Below are 15,523 nucleotides of genomic sequence, written 5' to 3'. Positions count from 1 at the left end.
CGCCAACGGATGACGGCATTCGGTGGCGACGGTCGATCGCCGAAACCCCTGTCCCTCTATCTGTAAGTATGAAGGCAGATGTCGGGCGAACCTAGCCCCGCCCTTCCTCGGGCGCTTCGGAACCATGCTGTGCCGGCCGTGCACGCCGTTCCGGAATCGGCTTGAGCGCCACGATGCGCCCGCGCGGAATCTCGATCTCCTGCTCCGGCCGCGAGCCGTTGGCCGCCGCGTCGCGCGTGATGGCGAGCGTCTCGCCGTCCCAGGAGCGCACATGGCCGATGTAGTCGCGCAACTGCGGCCGCCCCGTGCGCGCGTCCACGCCGTCCAGCGTGCGCGCCACGAGCCGTGCGCCCCGCGGAATCCTTGCCGGCAACGGCATACGCCCTCCGTTCGTTCATGTCGATGGATATGGCCACGGAGATCCATGGCCCAGGCCCGGAATCCATGGTAGCCGCGATGTCGCCCTTGCGCGGCGTTGGGGCTAGAGTTGGAGACGATATGCCGGCGTGACCGGCCAGCGCGAGAGGGGAGGGCCCATGCGGTTCGACGGACGCATCGACGAGTTCCTCGCCTATCTCAAGGCCAACCGCGGGCTGAGCGCCAACACCCTCAAGGCCTACCGCTCCGACCTGCGCTCCTGCCTCGGCCTGCTCGCCTCGAACGGCGTCACCGACCTGGGCGAGGTCACCCTGCGCATGCTGCGCCTGTGGATGGCCGACGAGTCCACCGGCCACGCCCGCAGCAGCATGGCGCGCAAAAGCGTGGCGGTGCGCCGCTTCTTCACCTGGGCCCACGACCACGGCCTCGTCGCCGCCAATCCCGCGTCCATGCTGATGACCCCGAAGATCCCCGAGAACCTGCCCGCGATGTTGAGCGAACGCCAGGCCGCGCAGCTGATGGAGACCGTCGACGCCGATTGCGAAGCCGGGAATGCCGGGAATGCCGGGAATGCCGAGGCGCGGGACCCCGGGCATGATGGCGCGCAGGGTTCACGGGCCAGTCGAAAGCAGGGATCACAAGGTGCCAACGACAACGATGGCTCCACCACCGGTTCCGATGGCGGCATGTCCTCGGCGAAGGACCATGCGCTGGCCCTGCGCGACGCCGCGATGGTGGAGCTGCTCTACGCCACCGGCATCCGCGTGGCCGAGCTCACCGGCCTCGACGTCGGCGACATCGACTTCGCCAACCGCACCGCGCGCGTGACCGGCAAGGGCGACAAGCAGCGCGTCGTGCCCTTTGGCGCGCCGGCCGCCAAGGCGCTGCGGCACTGGATCGAGCGGGGGCGGCGGCGCTTCGAGACCCCGAGGTCGGCCGCGGCCCTCTTCCTGGGGGTGCGCGGCGGACGGGTGGACCAGCGCGTGGTGCGCGGGGTCATCCACCGCAAGGCCGCCGAGGCCGGCGTGCCCGACATCAGCCCGCACGCCCTGCGCCACAGCGCCGCTACGCATCTGCTCGACGGGGGAGCGGACCTGCGCGAGGTCCAGGAGATGCTGGGCCACTCCTCGCTCAAGACCACCCAGCGCTACACCCACGTCTCCATCGAGCAGATCAAGAAACGCTACCGGCAGGCCTTCCCGCGCGCCTGACGTCCCCGGCCGGCCCGCCGGCATCTGGCGCGAGCACCGCGACCGATACCCTCCGGCAATCCCCGGCAGACCTTCTCCCAGGCCCCGACAAATGCGAATGTGCTGTGGGAATTTGTCCAATACGTGAATATTTTCGGACATCCCGTTTGCATAACCACCCGCATTGCGTGAGAATAAGAACATCAGCAAGGGAGTTGGCGTTCGGCCAACTTTTTTGTTTGAGGCGCGGCCAGCCCCGCGCACAACCCAAGAATTAGGAGAAATCTCATGAAGAAGAAAGTTCTGGCCATAGCGGCCGTGGCCTGTTCGGCGGCCATGTTGCTCAGCGCCTGCGGCGGTTCCAATTCCTCGTCCTCATCCGATGGTGGCAAGGACATCATCTCGGTGTTCGATTCCGAGCCCGCCAACCCGCTGGTCCCCGGAAACACCAATGAGACCGGCGGTGGCATGGTGGTCCGGGCCATCTTCTCGCAGCTGGTCCGCTTCGACGCCAAGGGCAACCCCGTCAACGACGCGGCGCAGTCCATCAAGGCCGACGACGCCGGCACGCAGTACACCATCAAGCTCAAGCCGGGCCTGAAATTCAGCGACGGCTCGCCGATCAAGGCCGAGAACTTCACCAAGGCGTGGAGCTACGTGGCCAACGCCAAGAACGCGCAGAAGGGCTCCTCCTTCTTCTCCACGATCAAGGGCTTCAAGGACCTGCAGGCCACCGACGGCCTCAAGGGCTCCGAGCAGCTGGCCGGCCTCAAGGTCGTCGACGCCACGACCTTCACCGTCGACCTGGACGCCCCCGACGCCACCTTCCCGATCAAGGTCGGCTATTCCGCCTTCGCCCCGCTTCCGGCCTCCTTCTACAAGGACCCGAAGGCCTTCGGCAACGCCCCGATCGGCAACGGTCCCTACAAGTTCGCCTCCTGGAACCACAACCAGGTGATCAAGGTCGTCAAGAACCCGAACTACAAGGGTGACGACAAGCCGGCGAACGACGGCGTGGACTTCAAGATCTACACCAAGATGGACGCCGCCTACGCCGACGTGCAGGCCGGCAACCTCGACGGCCTCGACGCGGTCCCGCAGGCCGACACCAAGACCTTCCAGAAGGACACCAGCCTGCAGGCCTACAACAAGCCCGGCTCCTCCATCCAGCAGTTCACCATCCCCGCCAACCTCGAGCACTTCAAGGCCGGCACCGAGGAAGGCACGCTGCGCCGCCAGGCCATCTCCATGGCCATCGACCGCAAGGGCATCGTCAAGAAGGTGCTCAACGGCGTCGGCGAGCCCGCCAAGGAGTTCACCGCCCCGGTCATCCCCGGCTATTCGCCGAACCTGAAGGGCAACGAGAACCTCAACTACAACCCGAAGAAGGCCAAGGAGCTGTGGGACAAGGCCGACGCGATCAGCAAGGACAACGACAAGTTCACCCTCGCCTACAACGCCGACGGTGACGCCAAGCCCGTCTTCGACGCGATGGTCAACTCCATCAACAACGCCCTGGGCTCGCAGGTCGCCTCCACCAACCCCATGCCCACCTTCAACGAGTTCCGCAACGCGATCTCGAACCGCAAGATGCAGGGCGCCTTCCGCTCCGGCTGGATGCCCGACTATCCCTCGGCCGAGAACTACCTGGTGCAGAACTTCGCCTCCACCGCCGCCGACGGCAACGGTTCGAACGACGGCGACTACAAGAACCCGAAGTTCGACGACCTGATCAACCAGGCCTATGCCGCCAAGTCCGTCGACGAGGCCAACCAGCTCTACCAGCAGGCCCAGGAGGTCCTCCTCAACGACCTGCCCGCCATCCCGCTCTACTACCGCGCCAACGCGGGCGTCGCCTCGAAGGACGTCAAGGGCTTCGCCATCGATTGGCAGACCTACCCGACCTTCACGCAGATGCACAAGTGATCGCACCGGCGCTCGGATGACGATGCGTCGCCGGGTCCCCTCCGGGCTTTTCGGTTCCGGGGGCTAGGGTCCGGCCCCGCACACGTGGGGGAGCGCATGGCGGTTATCACCGCCGTGCGCTCCCTTTCTCGTACCCTGGCACGGCTCGGCGTATCGGTCCGTCGAGGTTTCCCGGTTCTCGGCGTCAGATGTCGTGTCATGGTCGTGGCGATGACCCTTGGGCGTTTCCACGCCGCCGTCGCGAGCGCATCCAAGGCGTCAACCCTTTGCGATGACCATGTATGCAAGACGATAATCCCAACCGCCCGAACCCGGGGAAGCGGAGCCTGAACCGGCCACCTTGGGTTGTGCCTGCGCTACACTGGCACCATATGTCTATAGGCCGCCCGGAGGGCCAGCGCTGCGTTCGCGGCGTTCTCCTGGTCGCAGGCCTAGGAAAATAAGGAGTTAACCGATGGGCAAGTATCTTCTGCGCCGTATCCTGCAGATGATCCCCGTGGTTCTTGGCACGACGCTTTTGGTCTACGCGCTCGTCTTCGCGCTTCCCGGCGATCCGGTGAAGGCGATGTTCGGCGACAAACCGATCAACGCGGCGGTCGCGGCCCAGATTCGCGCGGAATATAACCTCGACAAGCCATTCATCGTGCAGTACCTGCTGTTCCTGAAGAACGCGCTGACGCTGAACTTCGGCAACACATTCGCCGGCCAGCCCGTCATCTCCGAGATCGGCCGGGCCTTCCCGGTCACCATCAAGCTCGCGCTGATGGCGTTCTGCTTCGAGGCGATCTTCGGTGTGGTCTTCGGCATCATCTCCGGGCTCAAGAAGGGCAAGTGGTATGACTCCGTCATCCTCATCGTCTCCCTGCTGCTCATCTCCGTGCCGACCTTCGTCACCGGCTTCCTCGGCCAGTACTTCCTGGGCGTCAAGTGGCGCCTGCTGCCGGTCACCGCGGGCAGCGACCCCGGCTTCCTCGACCTGCTGATGCCGGCCATGGTGCTCGGCTCGGTGTCGATGGCCTACATCATCCGCCTGACCCGTTCCGAGGTCTCCTCCAACATCGCCGAGGACTACGTGCGTACCGCGCGCGCCAAGGGCATGTCCAACCGCTCGGTGATCGTGCGCCACGTGCTGCGCAACTCGCTGATCCCCGTGGTCACCTACCTGGGCCAGGACCTGGGCTCGCTGATGAGCGGCGCCATGATCTCGGAGACCATCTTCAACGTCCACGGCATCGGGTTCCTGACCTACCAGAGCATCCTCAAGGGCGAAAGCAACATGGTCGTCTCCATCGTCACGCTGCTGACCCTGATCTTCGTGGTGTGCAACCTGCTCGTCGACATGCTCTACGCGGCCCTCGACCCGCGCATCCGGTACGCGTGAGGCAGGGAGGAGAAAGACTTATGAGTGACAACGAATCCCAGGAAAGCATGAACACCTCTTCCACCCTTCCCGGCCAGGAGCGCTATGTGGCCCCGGCCGACACCGTCAAGCTGCAGGACGTGGACTCCATCGACGAGTCCGCCCCCGCCACCAGCATGTGGGCCGACGCTTGGCGCACGCTGCGCAAGAACCCGCTGTTCATCGTCTCGGCGGTGCTGATCGTCTGCGTCATCTTCGTGGCGCTCTTCCCCGGCGTCTTCACGCACCAGGACCCCAACTTCTGCCAGCTGGAGCACTCGCTGGAGCCCAGTAGCGCCGGCCATCCCTTCGGCTACGACACCCAGGGCTGCGACGTGTTCACCCGCACCGTCTACGGCACCCGCACCTCGCTGTCCGTCGGCGTGCTCACCACCATCCTCGTGGTGCTCTTCGGCACGCTGATCGGCGCGCTCGGCGGCTTCTTCGGCGGCTGGGTCGACGCGGTGCTGAGCCGCTGCACCGACATCTTCATGGCCATCCCGCTGCTGCTCGGCGCCATCGTCGTCCTGCAGATGTTCCGCACCTCCGGCTCGGTCTGGAAGATCGTGCTCGTGCTGACCCTCTTCGGCTGGACGCAGACCGCCCGCATCGCGCGCGGCTCGGTGATGGAGACCAAGAACCTCGAGTTCAACACCGCCTCCACCGCCCTCGGCTCCACGCCGCTGCGCAACCTGGTCAGCCACATCATGCCGAACTCGCTGGCCTCCATCATCGTGGTGGGCACCACCTCGCTGGGCACTTACATCGTCTCCGAGGCCACCCTGAGCTTCCTGGGCATCGGCCTGCCGACGACCACCGTGAGCTGGGGCGGCGACATCTCCAACGCACAGACCATCCTGCGCACTGACCCCGCGGTCCTCTTCTATCCCTCGGCCGCGCTGGCCATCACCGTGCTCGCCTTCATCATGATGGGCGACGCGGTCAAGGACGCGCTTGATCCCAAGAGCCGTACGGCGTGAGCGCAAGGAAAGCAGACACGATGAGCGAAAAGAACAATACCAACGACAAGCTGCTCGCCATGCAGCGCGAGCAGGGCCCGATCCTCGAGGTCAAGGACCTCAAGGTCGATTTCACCACCGGCGACAAGAACGTGGTGCACGCCGTGCGTGACGCCTCCTTCACCGTCTACCCCGGCCAGTGGGTGGCGATCGTGGGGGAGTCCGGCTCCGGCAAATCCACCTCGGCCATGGCCGTGCTGGGCCTGCTGGCCGGCACCGGCCACGTGGTCGGCGGCTCCATCAAGCTCGAGGGCGAGGAGATCTCCGGCGACACCCGCAGGCAGTACGAGCACCTGCTCGGCGACAAGATGGGCCTGGTGCCCCAGGATCCGATGAGCAACCTCAACCCCGTCTGGCGCATCGGCTCGCAGGTGGAGGAGGCCCTCAAGGCCAACCACATGGACGTCTCGCACGAGAAGCGCTCCAACCTCGCCAAGGCCCTGGCCGGCGCCGACACGGAACCCCAGGACGAGGATCAGCAAGCCGACGACGACGAGACCTTCATCGGCTCCAAGGAGCTGCCCGACCTGCTGGAGGCGGCGCGCCAGGCACTCGACGAGGCGGGCGTCGCCGGCAAGAAGGCCGAGAACGTCATGGACTACTTCACCGAGGAGTGGATCCCCGGTTCCGAGACCCGCTGGCGCGTGGCCGACGACCTCATCAAGGCCGGCGTGGCCGAGGAGAAGGCATGGACCATCGCCAAGAGCTACGTGCTCGGCAGCACCATGACCGACCGCGTCGCGGGCCTGCTGCAGGAGGCCGGCCTGCCCGAGGCGGCCACCCGCGCGCGCCAGTACCCGCACGAGTTCTCCGGCGGCATGCTGCAGCGCGCCCTGATCGCCATAGGCCTGGCCTGCCGGCCCGACCTGCTGATCGCCGACGAGCCCACCAGCGCCCTTGACGTCACCGTGCAGAAGAAGATCCTCGACCACCTGCAGAGCCTGACCAACGAGCTGGGCACCGCGGTGCTCTTCATCACCCACGACCTGGGACTGGCCGCCGAGCGCGCCCAGCACATCGTGGTGATGTACAAGGGCCAGGTCGTCGAATCCGGCCCGTCGCTCGAGGTGCTCCAGCACCCCCAGCATCCCTACACCAAGCGCCTGGTGGCCGCGGCCCCGTCGCTGGCCTCGCAGCGCATCATCTCCGCCAAGGAGCACGGCGAGAACGCCGAGAAGCTCATGGAGCACCATGTCAAGGGCGAGGAGACCCTCGAGCGCAGCGAGCACATCATCACGGTGAGCCACCTGACCCGCGAGTTCAGGCTGCCGCGCCGCAAGGAGATGTTCAAGGCCGTCGACGACGTCTCGTTCTCCGTCAAGCGCGGCACCACCCTGGCGATCGTGGGCGAGTCCGGCTCGGGCAAGTCCACCGTGGCCAACATGGTGCTGAAGCTCCTGGAGCCCACCAGCGGCACCGTGACCTACGAGGGCCAGGACATCAGCGGCTTCAAGGGCAAGGACCTGCTCGACTTCCGCCGCCACGTGCAGCCGGTCTTCCAGAACCCCTACGGCTCGCTCGACCCGATGTATTCGATCTACCGCTCTATCGAGGAGCCCCTGCGCATCCACAAGATCGGCGACAAGAAGAGCCGTGCCAAGCGCGTGCGCGAGCTGCTCGACCTGGTTCGTATGCCGCAGTCGGTGATGCAGCGCTACCCCAACGAGCTCTCCGGCGGCCAGCGCCAGCGCATCGCCATCGCGCGCGCCATGGCCCTCGACCCCGACGTGATCGTCTGCGACGAGGCCGTCTCCGCGCTCGACGTGCTGGTGCAGGACCAGGTGCTGCAGCTGCTCAACGACCTGCAGGCCGAACGCGGGCTGAGCTACCTGTTCATTACCCACGACCTGGCGGTGGTCCGCCAGATCGCCGACGAGGTGGTGGTGATGCAGAAGGGCCGGCTCGTCGAGCACGCGACCACCGACGAGGTCTTCGACCACCCGCGGCAGCAGTACACCAAGGATCTGCTCGACGCGATCCCCGGCGGCAAGCTGCGGCTCGGCCTCGACTGATACCGAGTCTCTTCCGGAGCTTCCCGATGCCCCATCGTCCCCCGCGGACGGTGGGGCATCGCGCTGTCCATGAGGTTGTCCGAGTGCTGTCCGGGCCGGCCCCTGTGCCATCGGACGGGCGGGGAGGGCACGCGATGGTGTATCGTCGGGCTCATGAGCATAACCGTCACCACATCCAATCTCAACGGCATCCGCGCGGCCAGGCGCAAGGGTCTCCTCGCCTGGTCCGACGGGCGCACCCCCGACGTCTGGTGCATGCAGGAGGTCCGCGCCCCGCAGGAGGAGATCGACCCGATCTTCGGCGCCATCGGCGAAGGATACGCCAAGGCCGGCAAGGTCGCCGACGCCGCCTCGCTCGCCCGCCAGGACGAGGTCTGCCGCATCAAGGGCCGTGCCGGGGTCGGCCTGCTCTCCTCGCTGCCCGTCACCGCCAGGCGCTACGGGCTGATGGACCTCGACGAGGACGTGGACTCCGGCCGCTGGATCGAGGCCGACATCACCGCGCCGGGCGGCATGGAGCTGACCGTCGCCAGCGTCTACGTGCACGCGGGCAACACCGACGACCCCGACAAGATGCACCAGAAGTTCCGTTTCCTCGACCGCATGCTCGAGCGCATGGCGCAGCTGCGCAAGATCGCCGATGGCGGCGGCCGCCAGGCCCTGCTGTGCGGCGACATGAACATCGCCCACACCCCGCTCGACATCAAGAACGCCAAGGCCAACGTCAAGCATTCCGGCTTCCTACCGGAGGAACGCGCCTATGTCGACCGGTGGCTCGACCCGGAGCAGTACGGCTTCGTCGACGTGATGCGCAGCCTCGCCGGCGAGGTGCAGGGGCCCTACACCTGGTGGAGCCAGCGCGGCCGCGCCTTCGACAACAACGTCGGCTGGAGGATCGACTACCAGCTGGCGACCCCGGGGCTGGCCGGCAAGGCCCTCTCCTTCGACATCGACCGCGCCCCCTCCTACGACGCCCGCTGGTCCGACCACGCTCCGCTAAGCGTCGTCTACGACATCTGAGGCATCACGTTGGGGTGCTAGGCTTGCCCTAGGCACACGTAAGGAAACGAGGAACGATGGGACTGTTCGGTTTCGGCAGGAAGAAGCACCGCAAGGACGACGACGTCGACGTCGACAACGACAACGAGGACGCCAAGGAGACCACGGACGCGGCCGACGACGCGGCGACCGATGCCAAGGACGCCGATACGAAGAATACGGGCGCGAAGGACACCGATGCCAAGCACACCGACGCGAAGGCCGGCAAGGCCGAGGACGACGAGGCGCGGGAGCCCGCCTTCCCCGAGGAACCGGTGGAGAGCTACGACGAACGCGGCGAGCTCTACGGGCCGTGGGACATCGACGAGGAGAACGGGCCCGACTACGACGAGTACCTCGACATGGGCGCCTACTACCTGCCGTTCCTGAAGGGCATCGAGCTGCGCGTCAAGGCCAGCCGTTCCAGCGGCCAGATACTCGGCTGCACCATCTCCTACAAGTCCTCCAGCCTGGAGGTCGAGGCGTTCGCCGCCCCGAAGACGCTCGGACTCTGGGACGACATGCGCGACGACCTGCTGGCGTCCAAGGGCGACGCGAGCGAGCATGCCGGCGTCTTCGGCATGGAGGTCAGGCTGCCCGTCAAGGTCAAGGGCGGCAAGAGCGTGACCACCCGCATCGTCGGCGTCGACGGACCGCGCTGGATGCTGCGGGGCATCTTCTCCGGCCGCGCCGCCACCCAGCCGAAGAGCCCCGAGACCAAGGCGCTCGACCGCTTCTTCTCCCAGATTGTGGTCGACCGCGGAGAGGAGCCGCTCGCCCCGCGCGACCTCATCGCCATGCACGCCCCGGTCTCGCCGGAGCAGCGGCGCAAGGCCGACGAGGCGGCCGAGGAAGCCGACGGGGATGATAAGAACGGCAATGAGATCCCCAAGCGCGTCAAGGGCCCGTTCGTCGCCGACCAGCAGACCGAGGTGCAGACCACGATCTCGCGCGGCCCGATGTTCTCCGAGCTGCGCTAAAGGCACATGCGATCGCCATTCGCCGGTTCCCGCACCAGGGCCGGCGAATCGTCTATGGGCACGGAAAGGAACGGCATGGGCAAGCCAAGCAAGCGGCAGGGGCTGGCGGCGCTGGCGGCGGCCGGCAACGGCGAGGACTTCTCCGTCATCGACGCGATCGGCGGGGTGCGCGGCGTCATCGAATCGATGCTGCCCGGCTTCGTCTTCGTGGTCATGTTCGTGCTCACCGCCGACCTCAGGCTCACCATCATCGTCTCGGCGGTGCTGGCCGTGCTCGCGGTCCTGGTCCGTCTGGTGCAGCGCCAGACCGTGCTGGGGGCGCTCAGCGGATTGATCGCCGTCGCCATCTGCCTGGTCTGGGCATGGCACACCCACGAGGCTCGCAACTACTACGTCTACGGCTTCATCACCAACGCCGTCTACCTCGTCCTGCTCGCCCTCACCCTGGCCATCCGCGTGCCGGGCGTCGGCTTCATGGTCGAGTTCATCCGCTCCATGCCCACCGAACGTCTGCGCGACTGGCTCGCCGACTGGCGGGGCGACAGGAAGCTGCTGCGCGCCTACGACATCGTCACGGCGCTGTGGGTCGGCGTCTTCGCGCTGCGCCTGGCGGTGCAGGTGCCGCTCTACCTGACCAACCGCGTCACCTGGCTGGGCACCACCCGCCTGCTGATGGGCCTGCCGTTCTGGGCGCTGGCCATCTGGGTCTCCTATCTGCTCATCGCCGACCCGCTGCGGCATCATCCGAAGTTCAAGGTGGCCGACGGGGATGCCAAGGATGACGACAGGAAGGATGGCGCGCAGGCGGACGCCCACGCGGTCCCGTCCGCGGACGCGGACCAGGACGATGGGACGGCGGACGAGGGCCAACGCTAGACTTGGAGTTCCGGTCGCGCGGCGATGGCGGTCTCGAAACCCGCCGGCGGCCATCAAGCGAACGTAGGATGAAGCAACGGGCGCGGAAGGCGCAAGCGTCTCCCGGCCATCAAGGATTTCAGGAAACAAGAGGTAGCCATGCAAGCCACAGTACGAATCGAACGCTACGCCGACCAGGGCCGTTGCGTCGCCCATATCGATGGCCGTGTGGTCTTCGTGCGCTTCGCGCTGCCCGGCGAGCTGGACACCATCGAGCTCGACGAGCCGCACAACCGCGACGACCGTTTCTGGACCGGCGAGGTGGTGGAGGTCAAGGAGGCCTCCGACGACCGCGTCGAGCCGGTCTGGCCTCTGGCGGGTCCGCTGTCGCAGGGCGGGGGAGTCGGCGGCGCCGACCTGGTCCACGTCTCGCTGCCCGGGCAGCTCAAATGGAAGTCCGCGGTCATCACCGGCCAGATGCGGCGCATGGGCCATCTCGAGCTCGACGAGGTGCCCGTGGCGCGCATGGACGGCGACAACGACGAGAAGGGCCTGCACTGGCGCACCCGCATCGAGCTGATCGCCGACGAGGAGGGCCGCGTCTCCATGAGGCGTCGGGCCTCGCACACCCGCGTGCGCATCGACACCATGCCGCTGGCCACGCGCGCGCTGCTGGCCGTGGCCCGTGAGCGCAAGCTCTTCGATGAGAGTTTCGAGCCCGGCGCCAAGATCCGCATCGCCGTGCCCGAGCCGCGCGATATCCACACCTCCCGGGCGAGCCACAAGGCCCTGCTCGAGGCCATCGGCGACAACTATGCCATCACGGTCGACGGCCGCCTGCACGCCGGCTCCAAGCGTTTGAAGGAGATCGTGGACGTGGACGGCAAGCGCTACAAGTACGGCGTGGAGGCCGGCGGCTTCTGGCAGGTGCACCGCATGGCCCCGCCCACGCTCGCCAAGCACGTGATGCGCCTGGTCAGCCAGGAGCTCTCCGGCGTGCGCTCGGCCACCCTGTGGGACCTCTTCTCCGGCTCCGGCCTGTTCACCGTGCCGCTGGCCCATACCTTCGCGCACACCAAGGTGCTCAGCGTGGAGGGCGGCCGCATGGCGGTGCGCAACGCCGAACGCAACCTGCACATCGCCAGGGACTCCAACGTCACCGCGCTGCAGGGCGACGTCTCCCGCCGCCTACGCGACCTGCCCGCCGATCTCGCCGAGCCCGACGTCGTGGTGCTCGACCCGCCACGCGCCGGCGCCAAGGCCAAGGTCTGCCGTCAGATCGCCGAGGCGGGCGCGCGTTCGATCGTCTATATCGCCTGCGACGAGACCAGCCTCGCCCGCGACACGGCGACGCTGACCACGCTCGGCTACGCCCTGAAGAACATCCAGGCCTTCGACATCTACCCGCAGACCCACCACGTCGAGACCGTGGCGCTCTTCACGCGCGACGGCCGATGAGATAGCGGGCCCGCATGCGTCGTATATGGTCGGTCATCGCGAGCATGGCGCTGGCATTGTCGCTGGCGCCGGCATTGGGCTCGTGCGCGCCGAGGGGAGCCGCGGTCGGCGACACGGCCACGGCGGCCAACCATGTGCCGCACGACAGCGTCGACCGCTCCGACATCCTCGTCGGCGTGGTCTCGGCCGGTGACGGCGACCTCGACCGGCGGGTGCTCTCCGCCCTGAACGGCAAAGGCACCAAGGCCGTCTACGCGGCCGGCACCGACGGCGTGGTCTCGGCCGATCCCTCGCAGGCGGTCGCCGACATGGCCCGCAGGCCGGTCACACTCCTGCTCGTCGCCGGCCTCGACATGCGAGGCGGCACGGCCGACGCTTGGCTGAGGGCGCTGCGCCAGGCGCGCGGGGCCGGCATCCCGGTCGTGCTGCTCGACCCCGTCAACGCCCCGGGCGACACCGGCCTCTACGCCGAGGCGCTGCATGTGGTGCCGGACGGGGGCGGCCATGCGCGTTCCCTCGATATGGCGCTGCGCCTGGCGATCGACGACAATCCCCACGCCAGGACGATGAACGTGACGTTGCCGTAAGGGCCGGTGCTTTTCACGCCATGGACACGGTGGATACGGTAGAGTGAAACCACTTATACTGGCAAACGAACCCGGGTCGGGCCTTTTCGGGCCGAGGCGGGCGCATGGGTAAGGGGCACCAATGAGCGGGACCGGGCAGATCTCTTCGGCTGGCGGCGAAACGGGCCATGAAAGCGCGCCTTCCGCCCTTCCCGAGGTCGGCGAAACCGGCCTGAGTGACGCCGAGGTCGCCCGGCAGGTCGCGCAGGGCAACGTCAACGCGCTCGACACCCAGACCTCGCGTTCGCTGGGGCAGATCGTCCGCGAGAATGTGTTCACCCTGTTCAACGCGATCATCTTCGCGGCCATGGTGCTGGTGCTGCTGACCGGCCAGTGGAAGGACGCGGTCTTCGGGCTGGTCATCATCATCAACTCCGGCATCGGCGTCTTCACCGAAATGCGGGCCAAACACACGCTCGACAAGCTTTCCATCCTGGTCGCCTCGCGTTCCTTGGTGCGCCGTGGCGGGCGGGACATCGAGATCGAACATGAGCAGATCGTGCTCGGCGACCTGCTCTGGCTGCGCAGCGGCGAGCAGGTGCCCGCGGACGCCACCATCGTGCGCACATGGGGGTTGGAGCTCGATGAATCCATGCTGACCGGCGAATCGCGAACCGTCAAGAAAGGCGAGGGTGCGGAGGTCTACTCCGGTTCCAATGCGACTTCCGGCATGGCGCTGGTCCGGGTCGACGCGGTGGGCGAACACGGCTACGCGGCCAGGCTCACCGCCAAGGCCAAGGTCTACAAGAAGACCGTTTCCGACCTGAGCCGCGGCATCAACACCATCCTCAAGGTGATGACCGTGGTCGTCATCCCGCTGTGCATCCTGCTGGTCGCCTCGCAGATCCGCACGGTGGGCGGCTGGCAGGTCGCCCTCTCCACCGGGGCGTGGCGCGCGGCCATCGTCTCGGCCGTGGCCGGGGTGGTGGGCATGATCCCCGAGGGACTGGTCTTGCTGACTTCGCTCAACTTCGCCATCGCCGCGATGCGTCTGGCCCGCCAGCACACCTTGGTCCAGGAGCTTGAGAGCGTGGAGACGCTGGCGCGCGTGGATGCGTTGAACCTCGACAAGACCGGCACCATCACCGACGGCGGCATCGTCTTCGACCAGGTCGTGATGCTGGGCGGCGCCGGTGACGGTGACGGGGAATCCGGAACCGAGGCCGAGGCGCTGCAGGCCCTCTACGACCTGTCGAACGAGGAGAGCCCCAACGGCACCGGCGCCGCCGTGCTCAAGGCCCTGGGACTGAGGAACATCGCGGCCCGGCCGGTCGACGCCCGCGTGCCGTTCTCCTCGGCGCGCAAATGGAGCGCCATCGTGCGCGACGGCGACGTGTGGACCATGGGCGCCCCCGAGATGCTCCTCTCCGCCTTCGCCGGCGAGAACCTCGAGGCCAAGGATTTGGCGACCCGCCACGCCAACCAGGGCATGCGCGTGCTGCTGCTCGCCCGTGCGCGGGGCGCTGCGGCGGCCGGCGGCGCACAGGCCTTCGCGGACGATCCGACGCTGGTTCCCACCTCCCGGCCGGTGGCGCTGGTGCTGTGCCGCGAGCACATCCGCGACGACGCCGAGGAGACGCTCGCCTGGTTCCGTCAGCAGGGCGTGCGCTGCCGCGTCATCTCCGGCGACAGCCCCGCCACCGTGGGCGCCATCGCCAAGAACGTCCGACTGACCGGAGACCGCGACCCGGTGGCCATGGACGCCCGCGACCTGCCCGGAGACACCAAGGAGCTCGCCCGGGTCCTGGAGAACGTCGACGTGCTCGGCCGCGTCCTGCCCGAGCAGAAGAAGGCCATCGTCGTCGCGCTGCATGAGGGCGGCAAGACCGTGGCGATGACCGGTGACGGCGTCAACGACGCGCTGGCCCTCAAGGAGGCCGACCTCGGCATCGCGATGGGCAACGCCGCGCCCGCCACCAAGGCCGTCGCCCAGGTCGTGCTCGTCGACTCGAAGTTCTCCCACCTGCCCAGCGTCGTGGCCCGCGGCCGCCAGGTGATGGCCAACATGGAGCGCGTCTCCTCGCTGTTTTTGGTCAAGACCGTCTACTCCGCGCTCATCTCGCTGGGCGTGGTCTGCACCTTCGTGCCCTACCCCTACCTGCCTCGCCACATCACCTACATCGGCGCGCTCACCATCGGCATGCCCGCCTTCATCCTCGCCCTGGCGCACAACACCCGGCGCTACATCCCCGGCTTCCTGGGGCGCGTGGTGCGCTTCGCCCTGCCGGGCGGCATCGCGGTGGCGCTTTCGGTGCTGCTCGCCGAGTGGCTGCTGCCCGGGCTCATGGGCTGGGACCTCTCGCGCGCCGGCGATCTGCTCAAGCTGCGCGACGTGTGCGCCACCATCGTCTTCGTGCTCGGCGTGCTCGTGCTGGCCAGCGTGGCCCGGCCGCTCAAATCGTGGCGCGGCGCGTTGGTGGCCGTGTTCGCGGCGGCGGGGCTGGCCGGCATGTTCGTGCCCCTCGTCTCCTCGTTCTTCGAACTGCGCTTCCTGCGCGGCTGGGACCTGGCGGCGACCTTCGCCGTGCTGGCGCTCGCCATCGTCATCTTCGCCGGCATCCAGTCCATCGCCGGCATGCTCGGCCGCCTGCGCGCGAGCCTCAGGAGGCGCTCCAAGGTGAACAAGGCGTAGCGGTCTCACA

General features: G+C 67.4%; 12 protein-coding genes. 11 read left to right on the top strand and 1 reads right to left on the bottom strand.

The genetic code is table 11. From position 1 onward, the window contains the following. Positions 1 to 91: 91 nt before the first annotated feature. Positions 92 to 379, bottom strand: coding sequence for a DUF6725 family protein (locus PT282_RS05450; RefSeq protein WP_277168528.1), 288 nt, complete (start codon positions 377 to 379; stop codon positions 92 to 94). 157 nt (positions 380 to 536) lie between these two features. Here PT282_RS05450 and PT282_RS05445 point away from each other — a divergent pair, with 157 nt between their 5' ends. The 11 genes from PT282_RS05445 to PT282_RS05395 all read left to right on the top strand — a co-directional run bounded on the left by PT282_RS05445 (position 537) and on the right by PT282_RS05395 (position 15,513). Continuing rightward, positions 537 to 1,589 carry a tyrosine recombinase XerC gene (locus PT282_RS05445; RefSeq protein ID WP_277168527.1) on the top strand — a complete coding sequence of 351 codons (1,053 nt, stop codon included), beginning with the start codon at positions 537 to 539 and terminating at the stop codon, positions 1,587 to 1,589. Positions 1,590 to 1,856: 267 nt separating this feature from the next. Continuing rightward, complete coding sequence (locus tag PT282_RS05440; RefSeq protein ID WP_277168526.1) at positions 1,857 to 3,494, top strand: ABC transporter substrate-binding protein; 1,638 nt, start codon at positions 1,857 to 1,859, stop codon at positions 3,492 to 3,494. A 454-nt stretch (positions 3,495 to 3,948) separates the two neighbouring features. After that, the gene (locus PT282_RS05435; RefSeq protein ID WP_277168525.1) at positions 3,949 to 4,875 is read left to right on the top strand and encodes an ABC transporter permease; all 927 of its coding nucleotides are present in this window, start codon (positions 3,949 to 3,951) and stop codon (positions 4,873 to 4,875) included. Between the two features lie 20 nt (positions 4,876 to 4,895). Then, a complete protein-coding gene (locus tag PT282_RS05430; protein WP_277168524.1) occupies positions 4,896 to 5,873 on the top strand; it encodes an ABC transporter permease in 978 nt (325 codons plus the stop codon). Positions 5,874 to 5,893: 20 nt separating this feature from the next. Further along, entirely contained in the window at positions 5,894 to 7,924 is a 2,031-nt protein-coding gene (locus tag PT282_RS05425) for an ABC transporter ATP-binding protein (protein ID WP_277168523.1), read from the top strand. A 153-nt stretch (positions 7,925 to 8,077) separates the two neighbouring features. After that, positions 8,078 to 8,944, top strand: a complete 867-nt coding sequence (locus PT282_RS05420; RefSeq protein ID WP_277168522.1) for an exodeoxyribonuclease III — start codon at positions 8,078 to 8,080, stop codon at positions 8,942 to 8,944. 56 nt (positions 8,945 to 9,000) lie between these two features. Next, positions 9,001 to 9,942: a DUF3710 domain-containing protein gene (locus PT282_RS05415; protein WP_277168521.1), complete on the top strand. Its 942-nt coding sequence runs from the start codon at positions 9,001 to 9,003 to the stop codon at positions 9,940 to 9,942. Between the two features lie 75 nt (positions 9,943 to 10,017). Then, complete coding sequence (locus PT282_RS05410; RefSeq protein WP_277168520.1) at positions 10,018 to 10,818, top strand: DUF3159 domain-containing protein; 801 nt, start codon at positions 10,018 to 10,020, stop codon at positions 10,816 to 10,818. A 138-nt stretch (positions 10,819 to 10,956) separates the two neighbouring features. Next, positions 10,957 to 12,255, top strand: coding sequence for a class I SAM-dependent RNA methyltransferase (locus PT282_RS05405; protein ID WP_277168519.1), 1,299 nt, complete (start codon positions 10,957 to 10,959; stop codon positions 12,253 to 12,255). Between the two features lie 44 nt (positions 12,256 to 12,299). After that, positions 12,300 to 12,842, top strand: coding sequence for a sugar ABC transporter substrate-binding protein (locus PT282_RS05400; protein ID WP_277168518.1), 543 nt, complete (start codon positions 12,300 to 12,302; stop codon positions 12,840 to 12,842). A 121-nt stretch (positions 12,843 to 12,963) separates the two neighbouring features. After that, entirely contained in the window at positions 12,964 to 15,513 is a 2,550-nt protein-coding gene (locus PT282_RS05395; protein WP_277168517.1) for an HAD-IC family P-type ATPase, read from the top strand. Positions 15,514 to 15,523: the final 10 nt, after the last annotated feature.

Source organism: Bifidobacterium sp. ESL0763 (genome assembly GCF_029433395.1).
Classification (GTDB): domain Bacteria; phylum Actinomycetota; class Actinomycetes; order Actinomycetales; family Bifidobacteriaceae; genus Bifidobacterium.
The sequence above is the reverse complement of the archived record's forward strand: the minus strand, read 5'-3'. Positions and strand labels throughout refer to the sequence as shown.